Raw genomic sequence first — 18,235 nt, forward strand, 5'->3', positions numbered from 1 at the left:
TGGGTGGGGGGAGCGTTCCTCCCCGGGGGGGGTGGGGTGGGGGGGTTTTTCCCCCCCCGCGATGAGTGCTGCCCAAGCGCCCACTCCACATGCTCGCGCACCAGTTCCGACGGATAGTCCTGCCGTGCTTTCAGTGCTTCCAGTACCGGGATGGTCGAGGGCGCATTGCCCAGCCCAACCGCCAGGTTACGCAACCAGCGCTCATAACCGGCGCGCCGCAGCGGTGAGCCTTCGGTACTGTCGAGAAAGGTCTGCTCGTCCCACATGAACAGCTCTGCCAGTTCTGCGCTGTCGAGGTTGTGCCGGGGTTTGAAGTCAGTCTCGCCTGTAGGACGGGCAAAGCGGTTCCACGGGCAGACGATCTGGCAGTCGTCGCAGCCGAATACCCGATTGCCAATCAGCGCGCGCAGCTCTTCGGGGATGGCGTTTTTCAGCTCGATGGTGAGGTACGAGATGCAGCGCCTGGCGTCCAGCACATAAGGGCCGACAAACGCCTGGGTGGGGCAGATGTCCAGACAGGCCGTGCAACGCCCGCAGTGTTCGCTGACCTGCGGCGCATCGACCGGTAATGGCAGGTCGACGAACAGCTCGGCCAGAAAGAAGTAGCTGCCGGCCTTGCGGTTGAGCAGCAGGGTGTTCTTGCCAATCCAGCCCAGGCCCGCCTGCTCGGCAATGGCCTTTTCCAGCACCGGGGCACTGTCGACAAAGGCACGAAAGCCGAAGGGGCCGACTTCTTTCTGGATGCGTTCGGCCAGATGCTGCACACGTTTGCGAATCAGCTTGTGGTAGTCGCGACCCAGTGCATAGCGGGAGATGTAGGCTTTTTCCGGATGGGCCAGTTGTTGCGCCATGCGCGTGTCGCCAGGCAGATAGTCCATACGCAGCGACACCACGCGCAGGGTGCCGGGCACCAACTGGTCGGGGTGCGAGCGTTTACTTCCATGGGCGCCCATGTAGTCCATTTCGCCGTGATAGCCCGCTGCCAGCCAGCGTTCCAAGTGCTGTTCATGCTCGGCAAGATCCACCCCGGCGATGCCGACATGGGCAAAGCCGAGCTCTTTGCCCCAGTCCTTGATGGATTGGGCCAGTGCGGGAAGATCGGGGGTAGCAGACATGGGAATTAAGGCAACGCAGACTCAGGTGCGTATAATTCTGCCAGACATCGGAGCCTTTGACCCATGCCTCAGACCAAACACCCTGCAAACCAGCCGCAGATCCTCACCAGTGTCGTCCTGGTGCCACTCGCACCACGGCCTTTGACGGCCCAGAAAGGTGACTTTGGCCATGTGCTGGTGGTCGGCGGCGACCGTGGCACGGGTGGCGCCGTAATGCTCAGCGCCGAAGCCGCGTTGCGCTGTGGTGCCGGGCTGGTTTCGCTGGCCACTCGCAGTGAGCAGGTGCCCGCCGCATTGGCGCGGTTGCCGGAGGTGATGAGCCTGGGGGTGCACTCGGCCAATCAGTTGATAACCCCCATTGAGCGTGCATCGGTAGTGGTGGTGGGCCCTGGCCTTGGCCAGGCGGCCTGGGGACGCAGCTTGCTGTCGGCGGTGACCTGCGCGCGGATGCCACAGGTGTGGGACGCGGATGCCTTGAACCTGCTGGCCAGAGCGCCGTTGGCCCTGGCACCAGGCTCGATCATTACTCCGCATCCGGGCGAGGCTGCGCGGCTGCTGGGTATATCTACTGAGGCAGTGCAGGCTGACCGCGCCGGGGCAGCACGCAAACTGGCGCGCAAATATGCGGTCATATGCGTGCTGAAGGGGGCGGGCACCCTGGTGGCTGACCCGGCCGGGCAACTTGCTCTGTGCACGCGTGGACACCCGGCGATGGCTGGTGCGGGCCTGGGTGATGTGCTCAGCGGCGTGCTGGGGGCGTTGCTAGCCCAGGGGATGTCGAGCTGGGACGCCGCGCGGCTGGGTGTCTGGCTGCATGCCTGCGCGGGTGAGCGTCTTGGTGTGCAGGGTCGTGGGCTGGCGGCCAGTGATCTGGTGCCGGCGATTCGTCATTTATTGGAGGAGCATTCAGCGTGTCAGGTGTAACCCTGTTTTTGGCCGACGAAGAGGCCATGGTCCGCTTCGGCACCCGTATCGCCGAAGTGACCAAAGGTCACGGTGTAATTTTTCTCGAAGGCGACCTGGGGATGGGTAAAACCACTCTGTCGCGCGGCATCATCCGTGGCCTCGGGCACACAGGGGCAGTTAAAAGCCCTACTTTTACTGTGGTCGAACCCTACGAAATCGGCGACATTCGTGCGTTTCACTTCGACCTCTATCGTCTGGTCGATCCCGAAGAGCTGGAGTACATCGGGATTCGCGATTACTTCGAAAATGATGCCCTGTGCCTGTTCGAATGGCCCCAAAAAGGGGCGGGTATTTTGCCAAAGCCCGACCTGACCATTACCATAAGCCCCCAGGCGAGCGGTCGTTCGCTCAACCTGTCGCCGCAGGGGGCACGTGGCGAAGCCTGGTGTGCCGCTCTGGCCTTGGAATTCAAATAGAAAATGGGGATAGGTATGCGCATTCGCGCACTGGTTGCGGTCGTAGGATTGCTGCTTACGGCGGTAACTGTTGAGGCTCTGGCCGTCACGCAAGTCAAAAGTGTGCGTTTGTGGCGAGCGCCGGACAACACACGTCTGGTATTCGACCTTTCAGGCCCGGTACAGCACAGTGTATTCACCCTGAGCGCCCCGGATCGCCTGGTCATCGACATCAATGGCGCGACCCTGGCGGCGCCGTTGAACGTGTCGACCTCCAACACCCCGATTACCAGCGTACGCTCAGCCCAGCGTACGCCCACCGACCTGCGTGTGGTGATTGACCTGAGCAAGTCGGTTACCCCGAAAAGCTTTACCTTGGCGCCTAACGCCCAGTACGGCAATCGTTTGGTCGTCGACCTGTACGACCAGGCTGCCGACGCCGTCTCGCCGCCGCCAACCCCTCCGGTTGCCACGACGCCTGCTGTGCCGGTGACGCCTGCGCAGCCGGCAATCAAGCTGACCCCGGTGCCCAATGGCAAGCGTGACATCGTTATCGCCATCGATGCCGGCCATGGTGGCGAAGACCCGGGTGCTTCGGGCTCCAAGGGCCAACACGAAAAAGACATCGTGCTGGCGATTGCCAAAGAACTGCAGCGCCAGATCAACAGCGAGAAGGGCTTTCGCGCTGAGCTGACGCGCACCGGCGACTACTTCATCCCGCTGCGCAAGCGCACCGAGATCGCTCGCAAGAAGGGCGCCGACCTGTTCATCTCGATCCACGCCGACGCCGCGCCGTCCAAGGCGGCCTTCGGTGCCTCGGTGTTCGCCCTGTCCGATCGAGGCGCCACCTCGGAAACCGCCCGCTGGCTGGCGGACAGTGAAAACCGTTCGGACCTGATCGGCGGTGCTGGCAACGTCAGCCTCGACGACAAGGACCGCATGCTCGCCGGTGTGCTGCTCGACCTGTCGATGACTGCGTCATTGAGCTCGAGCCTGAACGTCGGGCAAAAAGTCCTGGGCAACATGGGTCGGGTCACGCCGCTGCACAAGCGCCGGGTCGAGCAGGCGGGCTTCATGGTGCTCAAATCGCCAGACATCCCTTCGATCCTGGTGGAAACCGGCTTTATTTCCAACGCTAACGAGGCCGCAAAACTGGCTACTGTGAGCCACCAGCAATCGCTGGCGCGCTCGATTCACAGTGGCGTACGCCAGTTCTTCCAGCAGAACCCGCCGCCAGGTACCTATATTGCGTTCCTGCGTGACAGCGGCAAGATCGCCCAGGGGCCGCGCGAACATAGCGTGCGGCCGGGTGAGACGCTGGCCATGATTGCGGTTCGCTATCAGGTCAACGTGGCCAGCCTGCGTTCCGCCAACAACCTCAAGACCGATGAGCTGAAGGTCGGTCAGAGCCTGAATATTCCCACTACCGCTCTGGCGTCCCAGCAATGACCGATAGCGCACGGATTGAGCTGCTCAGCCCGCGGCTGGCGAACCAGATCGCCGCCGGTGAGGTGGTCGAGCGCCCGGCGTCGGTGATCAAGGAGCTGCTGGAAAACAGCCTGGACTCCGGTGCCCGGCGTATCGACGTGGAAGTCGAGCAGGGTGGCGTCAAGCTGCTGCGGGTGCGTGACGACGGTCGCGGAATCGCCGCCGATGACCTGCCCCTGGCGCTGGCGCGTCATGCCACCAGTAAAATTCGCGACCTCGAAGACCTCGAACGGGTGATGAGCCTGGGTTTTCGCGGTGAGGCCCTGGCGTCGATCAGCTCGGTTGCGCGCCTGACCCTGACCTCGCGTACCCGCGACGCCGAGCAGGCCTGGCAAGTGGAAACCGAAGGCCGCGACATGTCCCCGCGGGTGCAGCCTGCGGCGCACCCGGCCGGGACTTCGGTAGAAGTGCGCGACCTGTTCTTCAACACGCCGGCCCGGCGCAAGTTCCTCAAGACCGAGAAAACCGAATTCGATCACCTGCAGGAGGTGATCCGGCGCCTGGCGCTGGCGCGTTTCGATGTGGCCTTTCACCTGCGCCACAACGGCAAGAGCATCCTCAGCCTGCATGAAGCCCTCGACGATACGGCCCGCGCCCGGCGTGTGGCGGCGATCTGCGGTCCGGGCTTTCTCGAGCAGGCGTTGCCGATCGAGATCGAGCGCAATGGTTTGCACCTGTGGGGTTGGGTAGGCTTGCCGACCTTCTCGCGCAGCCAGGCCGACTTGCAGTATTTCTTCGTCAACGGTCGTGCGGTGCGCGACAAGCTGGTTGCCCATGCAGTGCGCCAGGCCTATCGCGATGTTCTGTTCAATGGTCGGCACCCGACGTTCGTGCTGTTCCTGGAGGTCGATCCCACCGGCGTCGACGTCAACGTACACCCGACCAAGCATGAAGTGCGCTTTCGCGACGGGCGCATGGTCCACGACTTCCTTTATGGCACATTGCACCGGGCCCTGGCCGACGTGCGCCCTGAAGATCAACTGGCTGCACCTGCTGCGACCAGCGAAATCATTCGCCCCAGTGGTATCGAAGCTGGTGAATTCGGCCCGCAGGGTGAAATGCGCCTTGCGGCGAATCTGCTTGAGCAGCCTGTGGCTGAGCCGGGAATGCGTCCTGTGGGCGCTGGCGGCGGCAATGGTGGCGGTTACCAGTATCAGTACACGCCGCGCCCGGCCCAGCCTGTACCGGCCGCCGAGGCGCAGAGTGTCTACCGTGAATTCTTTTCTCCGCTGAACGAGTCGGCGCCTGTTGTGCTGCCTGACAGTCAGGGGGATATTCCGCCACTGGGGTACGCCCTGGCGCAGCTCAAGGGCATCTATATTCTGGCCGAGAATGCCGTGGGTCTGGTGCTGGTGGACATGCACGCGGCCCATGAGCGCATCATGTACGAGCGCCTGAAGGTTGCCATGGCCAGCGAAGGTCTTAGCGGCCAGCCGCTGCTGGTGCCCGAGTCGCTGGCGTTGAGCCAGCGCGAGGCCGATTGTGCCGAAGAGCACGCCGAATGGTTCCAGCGCCTGGGCTTCGAGCTGCAGCGCCTGGGCCCGGAAAGCCTGGCGATCCGGCAGATTCCGGCCCTGCTCAAGCAGGCCGAGGCCAACCGTCTGGTTCAGGACGTTCTGGCTGACTTGATGGAGTACGGTACCAGCGACCGTATTCAGGCGCACTTGAACGAACTGCTCGGCACCATGGCCTGTCATGGCGCCATTCGTGCCAATCGGCGCTTGGCGCTGGCAGAAATGAACGGTCTGCTGCGCGACATGGAAAACACCGAGCGCAGCGGTCAATGCAACCACGGTCGTCCGACCTGGACCCAAATGGGCCTGGACGATCTGGACAAACTGTTTCTGCGCGGTCGATAAAATGAGTGGTAAACCTCCCGCGATATTCCTGATGGGCCCGACTGCGGCGGGCAAGACCGATCTGGCCATCGAACTGACCAAGGTCCTGCCTTGCGAGTTGATCAGCGTTGATTCGGCGCTGGTTTATCGGGGCATGGATATCGGCACCGCCAAACCCTCGAAAGAGGTGTTGGCTGCCCATCCGCACCGCTTGATCGACATCCTCGATCCCGCGCAAAGCTATTCGGCTGCCGATTTTCGTCGCGATGCGCTTGAGGCCATGGCCGATATCACTGCACGCGGCAAAATACCGCTGCTGGTCGGTGGCACCATGCTCTATTACAAAGCCCTGCTCGAAGGGCTGGCCGATATGCCCGCTGCCGACCCGCAGGTGCGCGCCGAACTCGAAGAGGAGGCTGCACGCCTTGGTTTGCAAGGGCTGCATCAACAGTTGGCGGCGGTCGATCCGGAATCGGCGGCGAGAATTCACCCGAATGACCCCCAGCGTCTGATTCGCGCGCTCGAGGTTTATCGGGTCAGTGGCCTGACTATGACAGCGCATCGTCAGCGTCAATCCGCGGAAAGTAGCGCCGCAGGCCCTTCGGGGACGGGTCATTTGCCCTATACTGTCGCCAGCCTGGCCATTGCGCCTAATGATCGTCACGTATTGCACGAACGAATTGCGCTACGATTTGGGCAAATGCTGGAACAGGGCTTCGTTGACGAGGTCCGATTGCTGCGAGCCAGAAGTGACTTGCATGCGGGACTGCCGTCTATACGGGCGGTTGGTTATCGCCAGGTCTGGGATCATCTTGATGGCAAGTTAACATCAGTTGAAATGCAGGAGCGCGGCATTATTGCCACTCGCCAATTGGCGAAACGGCAATTCACCTGGTTGCGTAGTTGGGCTGATCTGCATTGGTTGGATAGCCTGGCTTGCGACAATCTGTCTCGCACCTTGAAATACCTGGGATCGGTCTCCATATTGAGCTGAGTCCTTGCAATTGCCGTCTATCCTTGGGGTGGGGCGGCTTGAGCCATCAGTTTTTCTTTGATTTTTTTACTATTGATCCTTACAGGAGTGCGGCATATGTCAAAAGGGCATTCGCTACAAGACCCTTACTTGAATACTTTGAGAAAAGAAAAAGTTGGGGTTTCGATCTATCTGGTTAACGGCATCAAGCTGCAAGGCACGATCGAATCCTTCGACCAGTTCGTGATTCTGCTGAAAAACACTGTCAGCCAGATGGTTTACAAGCACGCGATCTCGACAGTAGTGCCAGTGCGTCCGATTCGTCTGCCAAGCGCAACCGAATCCGAGCATGGCGACGCTGAGCCAGGTAACGCCTGATAGGAGTCTGCTTTGTTCTTTGAGCGCCACGGTGGTGGTGAACGAGCGGTCCTCGTTCACTTGGAAGGTCAGAACCCTGAGGCGCGCGAAGATCCGCAGGAGTTTCGGGAGCTGGCACTGTCGGCTGGGGCCGATATAGTCGTGTTCGCCAATGTGGCGCGACATCAGCCCACCGCCAAATACCTGATTGGCAGCGGCAAGGTCGAGGAACTACGCGACCTGGTCAAAGCCGAACAGGTAGATTTGGTGATTTTCAATCACACCCTCACCCCCAGTCAGGAACGTAACCTCGAACGAGTCTTCGAGTGTCGCGTGCTTGACCGCACCGGTCTGATTCTCGATATCTTCGCCCAGCGGGCGCGCACCCATGAAGGCAAGCTGCAGGTCGAACTGGCCCAGCTTGAGTACATGAGCACGCGACTGGTCCGCGGCTGGACGCACCTTGAACGGCAGAAAGGCGGTATCGGTCTGCGCGGTCCGGGTGAAACCCAGCTGGAAACCGACCGCCGTCTGCTGCGGGTACGACTGCGCCAGATCAAGGCGCGGCTGGAGAAGGTCCGCAGCCAGCGCGAGCAAGCTCGCCGTGGGCGCAAGCGGGCAGATATTCCTTCAGTGTCCCTGGTCGGCTATACCAACGCCGGCAAATCGACCCTGTTCAATGCCCTGACCGAATCCGAGGTCTACGCCGCCGACCAGTTGTTTGCGACCCTCGACCCGACCCTGCGCCGGCTTGAGCTCGACGACGTCGGGCCGATCGTGCTGGCCGATACCGTGGGTTTCATTCGCCACCTGCCGCACAAGCTGGTCGAAGCTTTTCGGGCTACGCTCGAAGAGTCGAGCAACTCTGATCTGCTGCTGCACGTGATCGACGCTCACGAGCCGGATCGCATGGAACAGATCGAGCAGGTCATGGCAGTACTGGGGGAGATTGGTGCAGAAGGCTTGCCGATCCTCGAGGTCTATAACAAACTCGACCTGCTTGAGGGTGTCGAGCCGCAGATTCAGCGCGATGCCGACGGCAAACCGCAGCGAGTCTGGGTCTCGGCGCGTGATGGGCGCGGCCTGGAACTGGTGGGGCAGGCGGTCGCCGAGTTGCTGGGGGATGACCTGTTTATCGGAACCTTGCGCCTTGAACAGCGTTTTGCGCGATTGCGCGCGCAATTCTTTGCATTGGGCGCAGTGCAGGGCGAAGAGCACGACGATGAAGGCAGCAGTCTTCTGGCTGTGCGGGTGTCTAGGGTCGAGTTCAATCGCCTGGTCAGTCGCGAAGGCTTGAAGCCCGCTGAGTTCATTGAGCAACACACTTTGCAATAAAAGCCCGGCGACGCGGTCGGGCAGCCGTGACAGGCATTCTGTAGCATTGGACGGCGCGCCGTGGGTGCGTCTTTGCTTTATCAGATGGAGAGCGCTATGGCTTGGAATGAGCCGGGTGGCAACTCGAATAATCAGGATCCTTGGGGCGGCCGCCGCGGTGGTGGCGACAAGAAAGGACCGCCGGATCTCGACGAGGCCTTCCGCAAGCTGCAGGACAGCCTGAACGGCATGTTCGGCAGTGGCAAGAAACGCGGTGGTGACAGCGGCATCGGCAAGGGCGGTGGCTTCGGCCTGCTCGGCATCGGGCTGGCTGTGCTGGCGGCTATCTGGCTGTACAGCGCCGTGTATGTGGTCGACGAACAGGAGCAGGCGGTAGTGCTGCGCTTCGGTAAATACTACGAAACCGTAGGGCCGGGCCTGAACATCTACTTCCCGCCGATCGATCGCAAGTACATGGAAAACGTCACGCGTGAGCGTGCCTATACCAAGCAGGGGCAGATGCTCACCGAAGACGAGAACATCGTCGAAGTGCCGCTGACCGTGCAGTACAAGATCACCAACCTGCAGGATTTCGTGCTGAACGTCGATCAGCCTGAAGTCAGCCTGCAGCACGCGACCGACAGTGCCCTGCGTCACGTGGTGGGTTCCACCGCCATGGACAAGGTGCTGACCGAAGGTCGTGAGCAGATGGCCGTGGAAATCAAGGAGCGTCTGCAACGCTTCCTCGATACCTACCGTACCGGTATCACCGTCACCCAGGTCAACGTACAGAGCGCGGCAGCCCCGCGTGAAGTGCAGGAAGCCTTCGACGACGTGATCCGTGCCCGTGAAGACGAGCAGCGCGCCCGCAACCAGGCCGAGTCCTACGCCAATGGCGTGGTGCCAGAAGCCCGTGGTCAGGCCCAGCGGATCATCGAGGATGCCAACGGTTACCGTGACGAAGTGGTCTCGCGTGCCAAGGGTGAGGCTGATCGCTTTACCAAGCTGGTCGCCGAATACCGCAAGGCACCTGAGGTGACCCGTCAGCGTCTGTACCTGGACACCATGCAGGAAGTCTACAGCAACACCAGCAAGGTTCTGGTTTCCGGTAAGGATGGCCAGAACAACCTGCTGTACCTGCCGCTGGACAAGATGGTTGAAGGCAGCCGTAGCAGCAGTGCGCCAGTGAACGTCGCGCCTTCGGCCAACGACGCGGCCAATCGCGCAGCAGCGGAGCTGCAACAGCAGCAAACACAGTTGCGTACTAGGGAGAGCCGCTGATGAGCAATAAATCGCTGATCGCCCTGATCGTAGCCGTGGTGCTGGCGATCGTGGCCTGGAACAGCTTCTACATCGTGTCCCAGACCGAGCGTGCGGTACTGCTGCAATTTGGTCGCGTGGTTCAGGCCGATGTTCAGCCTGGCCTGCATGTGAAGGTTCCTTACGTCAACCAGGTGCGCAAGTTCGACGCCCGCCTGATGACCCTGGATGCCCCGACCCAGCGCTTCCTGACCCTGGAAAAGAAAGCGGTGATGGTTGATGCCTACGCCAAATGGCGAGTCAAGGATGCCGAGCGTTTCTACACGGCAACTTCGGGCCTCAAGCAGATTGCCGACGAACGTCTGTCGCGTCGTCTGGAAAGCGGCCTGCGTGACCAGTTCGGTAAGCGCACCCTGCACGAAGTGGTTTCCGGTGAACGTGATGCACTGATGGCTGACATCACTGCCTCGCTGAACCGCATGGCCAGCAAGGAACTGGGTATCGAAGTGGTCGACGTTCGCGTCAAGGCCATCGACCTGCCCAAGGAAGTAAACCGCAGCGTGTTCGAGCGTATGAGCACCGAGCGTGAGCGTGAAGCCCGCGAGCACCGCGCCAAGGGTAACGAGTTGGCCGAAGGTATTCGTGCCGACGCCGACCGTCAGCGCCGTGTCCTGCTGGCAGAAGCCTATCGGGAATCGGAAGAGACCCGTGGTGATGGTGATGCCCAGGCGGCGTCGATCTACGCCAAGGCCTATGGTCAGGACCAGGACTTCTACGCGTTCTACCGCAGTCTCAAGGCCTACCGCGAAAGCTTTGCCAACAAGAGCGATGTACTGGTGCTCGATCCGAGCAGCGAGTTCTTCCGCTTCATGGACAAAGCCAAGTAGTCAGGTTGCACCCCGCCGGGCGGTTAAAATGCCTGGCGGGGTGATCCTGCGAGAAAACGGGTGTATGATGCGGCAGCCGGGAAATTCCCGGCTTTTTTGCGTCTGCAAGACTGAACGGCCGCAAGCCGTCACCGGTCTACAGCGCAGCCCAAGGTATTTGAGGGTATCGGCACGGCGGTTGCGCTGGAATCAGTGCTGCGCGTCATAGTTTGGCGATACCTGCTTCACTCAAGGCTAGCCCGCGGGCAGGCCGCCCGGACCAAAGGGGAAATGGCGTAATGGCAACGGTAGACCGCTGGCTGCTGCCAGATGGCATCGAAGAAGTACTGCCACCTGAGGCGGCGCGCATCGAAATCGCGCGTCGTCAGGTGTTGGATCTGTTCCAGAGCTGGGGTTACGAGTTCGTCGTGACCCCGCATATCGAGTACCTGGAATCGCTGCTCACCGGTGCCGGCCAGGACCTGGATCTGCGGACCTTCAAGGTTATCGACCCGCAATCGGGGCGGCAGATGGGCTTTCGTGCCGACATCACCCCGCAGGTAGCGCGTATCGATGCGCACACCTTGCGTCGTGAAGGGCCGAGCCGCCTGTGCTATGCCGGTAGCGTGCTGCATGCCTTGCCGCGTGCACTGTCGACTTCGCGCAGCCCGATCCAGCTCGGTGCCGAGCTGTACGGCGACGCCAGTCCGGTCAGCGACGTTGAAGTGATCAGTCTGATGCTGGCCATGCTGCAACTGGCCGACGTGCCGGATGTGCACATGGACCTGGGGCATGTCGGAATCTATCGTGGCCTGGCGCGTGCGGCCGGTTTGTCCGGTGCAGTCGAGCAACAGCTGTTCGACGCCTTGCAGCGCAAGGCCGTCGACGAAGTGATCGAGCTGACCGCCAACCTGCCTGCGGATCTCGCCGGCATGCTGCGTTCACTCACCGAGCTGTGCGGTGGCCGCGAAGTGCTTGCCGAGGCGCGCGTGCGTCTGGGGCGTGCGCCGGCTGCGGTATTGGCTGCACTCGATGACCTGCTGGCCATCGCCGAGCGCCTGGCGGCTCGCTATCCAGAGCTGCCGCTGTATTTTGACCTGGGTGAATTGCGTGGCTACCACTACCACACCGGTGTGGTGTTTGCCGCTTTCGTCCCGGGTGTCGGTCAGTCGATCGCCCAGGGCGGTCGTTACGACGACATCGGAGCAGACTTTGGCCGGGCACGCCCAGCCACGGGTTTCTCCACGGATTTGAAGACCCTGGTCACACTGGGGCGGGCCGAGGTTGTGTTGCCGTCTGGCGGGATCTGGATGCCCGACAGCAGCGATGCAGCACTCTGGCAGTTGGTCTGCCAATTGCGCAGTGAAGGTCAGCGGGTGGTTCAGGCCTTGCCTGGGCAGCCATTGACTGCCGCCGTCGAGGCGGATTGCGATCGGCAATTGATTCAGCAAAACGGGCTTTGGCAGGTACTGCCGCTGGCCATTTGAGATTTCCCGCCGGTATCAGCCGGCGCCAAGTTTGCGCGAATGAGGACAAGTGTTATGGGTAAGAATGTCGTAGTCCTGGGCACCCAATGGGGTGATGAGGGCAAAGGCAAGATCGTTGATCTGCTGACCGAACATGCTGCCGCCGTAGTGCGCTACCAGGGTGGCCACAACGCAGGTCACACGCTGGTGATCGACGGTGAGAAAACCGTGCTGCACCTGATCCCGTCCGGCGTGCTGCGCGAAGGCGTGCAATGCTTGATCGGTAACGGCGTGGTGGTTGCACCGGACGCCCTGCTGCGTGAGATCAACAAGCTGGAAGAGAAGGGTGTACCAGTGCGCGAGCGCCTGCGTATCAGCCCGTCCTGCCCGCTGATCCTGTCCTTCCACGTTGCGCTGGACCAAGCCCGTGAAAAGGCGCGTGGCGAGCTGAAGATCGGTACTACCGGTCGCGGCATCGGCCCAGCCTACGAAGACAAGGTCGCGCGTCGTGGCCTGCGTGTTGGCGACCTGCTCAACATGCCGCGCTTTGAAGACAAGCTGCGTGAACTGGTGGAGTACCACAACTTCATGCTGGTCGGTTACTACAAAGAGCCAGCCATTGACTTCGACAAGACCCTGGCTGAATGCAAAGAATACGCTGAGCTGCTCAAGCCGCTGATGCTGGACGTTACCGCTGAGCTGCACGACCTGCGTCGCGCTGGCAAAGACATCATGTTCGAAGGCGCCCAAGGTTCGTTGCTGGACATCGACCACGGTACCTACCCCTATGTGACCAGTTCGAACACCACCGCTGGTGGCGTCGCTACCGGTTCGGGTGTTGGCCCTATGTTCCTGGACTACATCCTGGGTATCACCAAGGCTTACACCACGCGCGTAGGCTCGGGTCCATTCCCGACTGAACTGTTCGACGAGGTAGGTGCGCATCTGGCTAAACAAGGTCACGAGTTTGGCGCGACGACCGGCCGTGCTCGTCGTTGCGGCTGGTTCGATGCCGTTATCCTGCGTCGCGCTATCGATGTGAATAGCATCTCGGGCATCTGCCTGACCAAACTGGACGTGCTCGACGGTCTGGAAACCATCAATATCTGCGTCGGCTACAAAGATGCAGAAGGTAACGACGTTGCTCCGACTGACGCTGACAGCTACGTGGGTCTGCAGCCTGTGTACGAAGAAGTGCCGGGTTGGACCGAGTCGACCGTGGGTGCCAAGACCCTGGAAGAGCTGCCAGCCACCGCTCGTGCTTACATCAAGCGCATTGAAGCGTTGATCGGCGCGCCAATCGACATCATCTCCACCGGCCCGGACCGCAACGAGACCATCGTCCTGCGTCATCCGTTCGCCTGATCCGCGATTGATGTGAAAGCAAAGGCCCCTTTATAGGGGCCTTTGTCGTTTCTGTCGGCTGTTCGGCACAACCTTTGCTGTAAGAATCGCTTCAGGGTTGCCATCATTTTAATGGCCCCAGTAGTAGAGGGTTCTTACGTGTCAGCCGTTCTCTCACTGTTACGAAGCCGCCTGTTGCGGCCTGTCTTTGTTGCCCTTGGTATCGCTCTTTTGGTGCAGGTGCTGGTCGCGGTCGCGCTGACCCGGAGCACAGTTACTACCCTTGAGGCGGACCTGGGCAAACGATTGGGGGTCGACAGCCAGAAATTGTCCGCCGAACTTGAGCAGGCGGGGCAGGAGGTCAGCGCCGGGCTCGACAGCCTTTCGGCGAGTACCCGTCAGCGTTTGACTGCCGGTCTTTCGGGGCGCTTGCAGGGCGAGCAGGCCCAGCTGCGCGCAACGCTGGAAAAAAACCTCAAGGACTCGGCCAACGACATGGCTGAGCTACTGGCCTCGGTCGCCCCACGGGCCATGTGGGACAACGATGTGCCGACCTTGTCCGAGTTCTCCCGCCGCGCCCAGCGCAACCCCAATGTGTTGTTCGTGGTTTATGACGATGCCCAGGGTCAGCACCTGACCCGTTACTTGAACCGCCAGAACCCGATCAACCAGGCCTTGCTGGAGAAAGGGCAGGGCGAGCGGGCGCTGGACAAGGTTCTGGATGCCGCGCGCAATGACCCGACGGTGTATTTCGTCGAGGCGCCGATCAGTCCCAATGGCGTGGAAATCGGCAAGGTGCTCATGGGCGTTTCCACGGCATCTGTGGATGCTGAGCTGGTTGCCCTCGACAAGCGCTTCGCGGCGTTGATTGTCAGTGGCGATCAGTTGGTGGGGGAGAGCCTGGTGGGGGCTGCGGCTGACAGTACCAAGGCGCTGCGCGCACGTCTGGAGACCGCGCAAGCCAGTGCGGCGGCCATGCAGGCCAATACCTCGCAGAGTGTCCAGGAGGCGGCGACAACCCTGCGCTGGAACATCGGCGTGGGCCTCGCTCTGGTTGGCCTTGGCGTGCTCCTGGTGGTGGCGGTAGTGCTGGGGCGGCGGGTAGTCAACAAGCTGCGTCTGTTGATTGCCGCGCTGAACGACCTGGCTGCCGGTGAAGGTGATCTGACCAAGCGCGTCAGCATCGACAGCCGGGACGAGATTGGTGATATGGCGGCGGCGGTTAACCAGTTTGTCGACAAGCTCCAGCCGATTGTGCGCGAGGCAGGCGAAGTGGCCCAGCGCACCGGTGTCGAGATTGGCGCCATGGCCAAACGTAATGCCGGTGCCGATGCAGCGGCCGAACTGCAGCGTGACGAAGTGGCGGCCAGCCTGCGCGACCTCTCGGCCATGGCCGATGAGGCGCAGGCCGAGAGTCACGCCATGCAGTCGGCGTTGCAGCAGGTGGTGGATATCCGCCAGGCCACTGATGAAAACAGTCGAACCTCGACACAGGTAGCCAAGCTTATTGAAGAGCTGGCAGGGCAGGTGGAGACCGGCTCGAAAGTCATCGAGCGCCTGGCTCAGCAAAGCGAGCAGATCGAAGTGGTGCTGACGGTGATCCACGGGATAGCCGAGCAGACCAACCTGCTGGCGCTCAATGCCGCGATCGAAGCGGCGCGGGCCGGTGAAACCGGACGTGGCTTTGCGGTGGTTGCGGATGAGGTGCGGGCCTTGGCGAGCAAAACCCAGAGTTCCACCGGTGACATTCAGGCGCATATCGGTGCGCTGCAGCAGGGCGCCAAAGAGGCGGTGGCGGCCATCAGTCAGGCGGGGCGTCAGGCCAGTGAGGGATTGCTGGTGCTGCGTGACAATGCGCGCGTGCAGCAGTCCGTGCAGGCATCGGTTGAGCAGGTGCATGCTGCCATTGGCCTCGCCACCCGTGCGGCCGAACAGCAGGCCCAAGGCGCTCAGGCCGTGCGTGGGCGGGTGCAGACCATTCATGCCCAGGCCGAGCGGGCTGCCGAGGTGGTGATGCAGACCACTGCCAGCAGTAAGGTGCTCGATGATCTGGCGGCGCAGCTCAAGGCCAGCCTCGGGCAGTTCCGCGCCTGATATCAGGCGCGGTTCAGATACATCCGCGTAGTCAGCAGATACACCGGCAACCCCGACACCAGGATCAGCAGCGCTGCATAAGGCGCTGCCGCCGCAAACTCGACGTTGGCGGTGTGTGCCCAGACTTCAGTGGCCAGAGTGGTCATGCCGGTCGGGCTGAGCAGCAGGGTTGCGGTCAGTTCCTTCATGGCATCAAGAAACACCAGGGCGAACGCTGCGGCCAGGGCCGGGAAGATGATCGGCAGGGTTACCCGGCAGAACGCGCTGAACTGAGTGGCGCCCAGGGTGCGGGCGGCCTCTTCAAGCTGTGGTGCTGCCTTGTGCAGTGCCGTACGCACCGGCGCCTGGGCCAGTGGCAGGAACAGCAGGGCATAGGCCAGCAGCAACAGCCCGGTGGTCTGGTATAGCGCCGGCACGTAGTGCAGGGCGAAGTACACCAGGGTCAGCGCAATCACCAGGCCGGGCAGGGCATGCAGCAGGTACGGCAGGCGTTCGGCCCAGATCGCCAGGTGGCCTTTGTAGCGCACCACCAGGAAACTGACCGGCAGCGCCAGCAGCAAACTTAGGCCCGCGCCACCCAGCGACAGCGACAGCGACGAGAGCAGCGCCCGGCTGATGTCGGCAACCGGGAAGGCTGCGGACGAACCAACGCTCAACCAATAGCCGAGCATGCCCAGCGGAATGCCGCTGCCCAGCAATGCCAGGATCAGGCAGTACAGTTGTCCCGCAGGCATCCAGGCGCGCAGGCGAATCGGTGCACCGCGCCGCGCCACACCCTGGCCGATGCGCACATGCCGGGCCTTGCCGCGTACGCGTAATTCAAACCAGAGCATAAGCAGGCACATGAATAGCAATACTGCCGACAGCATCGCCGCGTTGGCGTTGCTGAATTCCAGCTCGAACTGCTGGTAGATCGCGGTGGTGAACGTCTGCAGGCCGAGGATCGACAGGGCGCCGAATTCCACCAGCATGTGCAGCGCAATCAGCAGGCTGCCGCCGAGAATCGAGGGCCACAGCAGTGGCAGGGTGATTTTGAAGAATACCCCCCAGCGATTTTGTCCCAGGGTGCGCGCCGACTCTTCCAGGGATGTGTCGAGGTTGCGCAGGGTTGCAGCTACCGGCAGAAACACCAGTGGATACTTGGACAGGCTCATGACCAGAATGGCCCCGCCCAGGCCTTCGAAGCGCGGGCTCAGGGACACCCAGGTAAAGCCGCTGACGAACGCCGGGACGGCGAACGGCAGGCACAGGATCACGCCCCACAGGCGGCGCCCCGGAAGGTCGCTGCGCTCCAGGAGCCAGGCCAGTGACACACCCAAGGCCATGCAAGCCACGGTGACGCCGGCCATCAGCATCAGGGTATTGCGCATCAGGCCCCAGACAAAGGGGCGCCAGAGCAGGTGCAAGGCTTCTCGCCAGCCGGCCTCCCAGGCTTTCAGGGCAACGTAAAGCAGCGGTAGCAAGCTCAGGCCGACCAGCAGCAAAACCGGCAGAACGACCCAGATCGAGGGTCGCTTGCGGCCGGGCACAGAGCGGCTTGTCAGCGCGGGTGCGGGTACGGCTGCACTCATCAGAGCAGGCCAACTTCGCGTTCGAGTTCCAGTGCTTCTTCAGCGTTGCCGAGGTCAGCCGGGGTGATTTTTGGTGGGCGCAGGTCCTCGAATGGCTTCAAACCCTGGTCTGAAACCATGCCCTTGTGCAGTGGGTACTCGGCAGTGGTCTGGGTGATCACGCGCTGGCCTTCTTCACTGGCCATCCAGGCCAGCAGCGCCTGGGCTTCTTTCGGGTGTTTGCTGGCCTTGACCGCAGCGGCACCGGAAATGGTCATCAAGCCACCGACATCACCATCGGCCAGGTAGTAGAGCTTCGAATCCAGCTGGCCACGTTCTTTTTTCAGGGCGTACCAGTAGTAGTTGTTGACCAGCACCGCCGCCACTTCACCGTTTTCCACGGCTTTGAGGGCGACCATGTTGTTGGTGTAGGTCTTGCCGAAGGCCTTGAGGCCGGTCAGCCATTCCTCGGCGGCGTCGCGGCCGTGCAGCTTGAGGATGGCCACGGCCTGTTCCTGGAAGGCGCCGCTGGTCGGTACGAAGCCGATCTTGCCTTCCCATTCGGGGTTGGCGAAGTCCATGACCGAAGGTGGCAATTCTTTTTCGTTAATCACCTTCGGGTTGAACGCTACCACTCGTGTGCGTGCAGTCACGCCCATCCAGGTGCCGTTGGTGGCGACGAATTCCTTGGGCAGCACTTCCAGCGTCGAGTCGTCGATCTTGGCCAGCAGGCCCAGCTCGCCCAGGTTGTTCAGCGGTGGCGACTCTTCGGTGTAGATGACATCGGCAGGCGAGCGCTCGCCTTCTTCGATGATCTGGCTGGCCAGCTGGTTGCTGCTGCCTTTGCGGATATTGATGTGGATGCCGGTCTTGGCCTCGTAGGCCTTGGCAATAGCATCACCGATTTCCTTGTGCTGGCCGTTGTACAGGGTCAGCGCAACAGGATCGGCAGCCATGGCGGCGGGAGCGCCCAGCACCAGGGTAAAAAGGGAAACGGCCAGGCCGCGCAATAGGGGGGAATTGCGGAACGTCATGCGGGTACTTCCTCGCTTGCGGCTACATATCTGGAAACAATGATAAGCGATATTGCTTCTCAAATGCCCGGATTCAGTTTGTGCGAGGGACGACTGCGGTGGGGGGGGGGGGGGGGGGGGGGGGGGGGGGCTTTTGTTCCGGTTTTTCTGGGGGGAAAACCCCCCCCCCCCCGGT

Annotated in this window: 15 protein-coding genes; 12 read left to right on the forward strand and 3 right to left on the reverse strand. The window is 61.8% G+C overall.

Annotated features, from left to right (window positions below):
* The coding region (queG, locus tag ACO6VD_RS16850) for a tRNA epoxyqueuosine(34) reductase QueG (RefSeq protein WP_422420716.1) at positions 1–1,115 on the reverse strand (1,115 nt) is incomplete at its 3' end.
* A 63-nt stretch (positions 1,116–1,178) separates the two neighbouring features.
* On the opposite strand from queG, the gene ACO6VD_RS16855 reads away from it, so the two are divergent.
* The 12 genes from ACO6VD_RS16855 (at position 1,179) to ACO6VD_RS16910 (ending at position 15,476) form a co-directional block, all read left to right on the forward strand.
* Positions 1,179–2,039 (forward strand): NAD(P)H-hydrate dehydratase, encoded by an 861-nt coding sequence (locus ACO6VD_RS16855; protein WP_422420718.1) that lies wholly within the window; start codon positions 1,179–1,181, stop codon positions 2,037–2,039.
* Positions 2,027–2,497, forward strand: a complete 471-nt coding sequence (gene tsaE / locus ACO6VD_RS16860; protein WP_422420720.1) for a tRNA (adenosine(37)-N6)-threonylcarbamoyltransferase complex ATPase subunit type 1 TsaE — start codon at positions 2,027–2,029, stop codon at positions 2,495–2,497. The genes ACO6VD_RS16855 and tsaE overlap by 13 nt, the downstream gene beginning before the upstream one ends.
* 3 nt (positions 2,498–2,500) lie before the next feature.
* Positions 2,501–3,925: an N-acetylmuramoyl-L-alanine amidase gene (locus ACO6VD_RS16865; protein WP_422420721.1), complete on the forward strand. Its 1,425-nt coding sequence runs from the start codon at positions 2,501–2,503 to the stop codon at positions 3,923–3,925.
* A complete protein-coding gene (gene mutL, locus ACO6VD_RS16870) occupies positions 3,922–5,823 on the forward strand; it encodes a DNA mismatch repair endonuclease MutL (protein ID WP_422420723.1) in 1,902 nt (633 codons plus the stop codon). The genes ACO6VD_RS16865 and mutL overlap by 4 nt, the downstream gene beginning before the upstream one ends.
* 1 nt (position 5,824) lies before the next feature.
* Entirely contained in the window at positions 5,825–6,796 is a 972-nt protein-coding gene (gene miaA, locus ACO6VD_RS16875) for a tRNA (adenosine(37)-N6)-dimethylallyltransferase MiaA (RefSeq protein ID WP_422420724.1), read from the forward strand.
* Between the two features lie 96 nt (positions 6,797–6,892).
* Positions 6,893–7,153, forward strand: coding sequence for an RNA chaperone Hfq (gene hfq, locus ACO6VD_RS16880; protein WP_332550012.1), 261 nt, complete (start codon positions 6,893–6,895; stop codon positions 7,151–7,153).
* Positions 7,154–7,165: 12 nt separating this feature from the next.
* On the forward strand, positions 7,166–8,467 hold the full coding sequence (gene hflX, locus ACO6VD_RS16885) for a ribosome rescue GTPase HflX (protein ID WP_400172659.1): 1,302 nt from the start codon (positions 7,166–7,168) through the stop codon (positions 8,465–8,467).
* A 96-nt stretch (positions 8,468–8,563) separates the two neighbouring features.
* A complete protein-coding gene (gene hflK / locus ACO6VD_RS16890; RefSeq protein ID WP_400172658.1) occupies positions 8,564–9,727 on the forward strand; it encodes an FtsH protease activity modulator HflK in 1,164 nt (387 codons plus the stop codon).
* On the forward strand, positions 9,727–10,593 hold the full coding sequence (gene hflC / locus ACO6VD_RS16895) for a protease modulator HflC (protein WP_400172657.1): 867 nt from the start codon (positions 9,727–9,729) through the stop codon (positions 10,591–10,593). Before hflK ends, hflC begins: the two co-directional genes overlap by 1 nt.
* A gap of 278 nt (positions 10,594–10,871) precedes the next feature.
* Positions 10,872–12,059, forward strand: a complete 1,188-nt coding sequence (locus ACO6VD_RS16900; RefSeq protein WP_422420726.1) for an ATP phosphoribosyltransferase regulatory subunit — start codon at positions 10,872–10,874, stop codon at positions 12,057–12,059.
* A gap of 54 nt (positions 12,060–12,113) precedes the next feature.
* On the forward strand, positions 12,114–13,403 hold the full coding sequence (locus ACO6VD_RS16905) for an adenylosuccinate synthase (protein ID WP_422420728.1): 1,290 nt from the start codon (positions 12,114–12,116) through the stop codon (positions 13,401–13,403).
* Between the two features lie 138 nt (positions 13,404–13,541).
* Positions 13,542–15,476 carry a methyl-accepting chemotaxis protein gene (locus tag ACO6VD_RS16910; RefSeq protein ID WP_422420730.1) on the forward strand — a complete coding sequence of 645 codons (1,935 nt, stop codon included), beginning with the start codon at positions 13,542–13,544 and terminating at the stop codon, positions 15,474–15,476.
* A 2-nt stretch (positions 15,477–15,478) separates the two neighbouring features.
* Here the strand turns inward: ACO6VD_RS16910 and ACO6VD_RS16915 are convergent, their stop codons facing one another.
* Together ACO6VD_RS16915 and ACO6VD_RS16920 are read right to left on the reverse strand one after the other, a co-directional pair.
* On the reverse strand, positions 15,479–17,047 hold the full coding sequence (locus tag ACO6VD_RS16915) for an ABC transporter permease (protein ID WP_422420731.1): 1,569 nt from the start codon (positions 17,045–17,047) through the stop codon (positions 15,479–15,481).
* Positions 17,047–18,060, reverse strand: coding sequence for an extracellular solute-binding protein (locus ACO6VD_RS16920; protein ID WP_422420733.1), 1,014 nt, complete (start codon positions 18,058–18,060; stop codon positions 17,047–17,049). The genes ACO6VD_RS16915 and ACO6VD_RS16920 overlap by 1 nt, the downstream gene beginning before the upstream one ends.
* Positions 18,061–18,235 lie beyond the last annotated feature (175 nt).

The sequence above is a fragment of the Pseudomonas sp. GZD-222 genome (genome assembly GCF_049310525.1).
Classification (GTDB): domain Bacteria; phylum Pseudomonadota; class Gammaproteobacteria; order Pseudomonadales; family Pseudomonadaceae; genus Aquipseudomonas.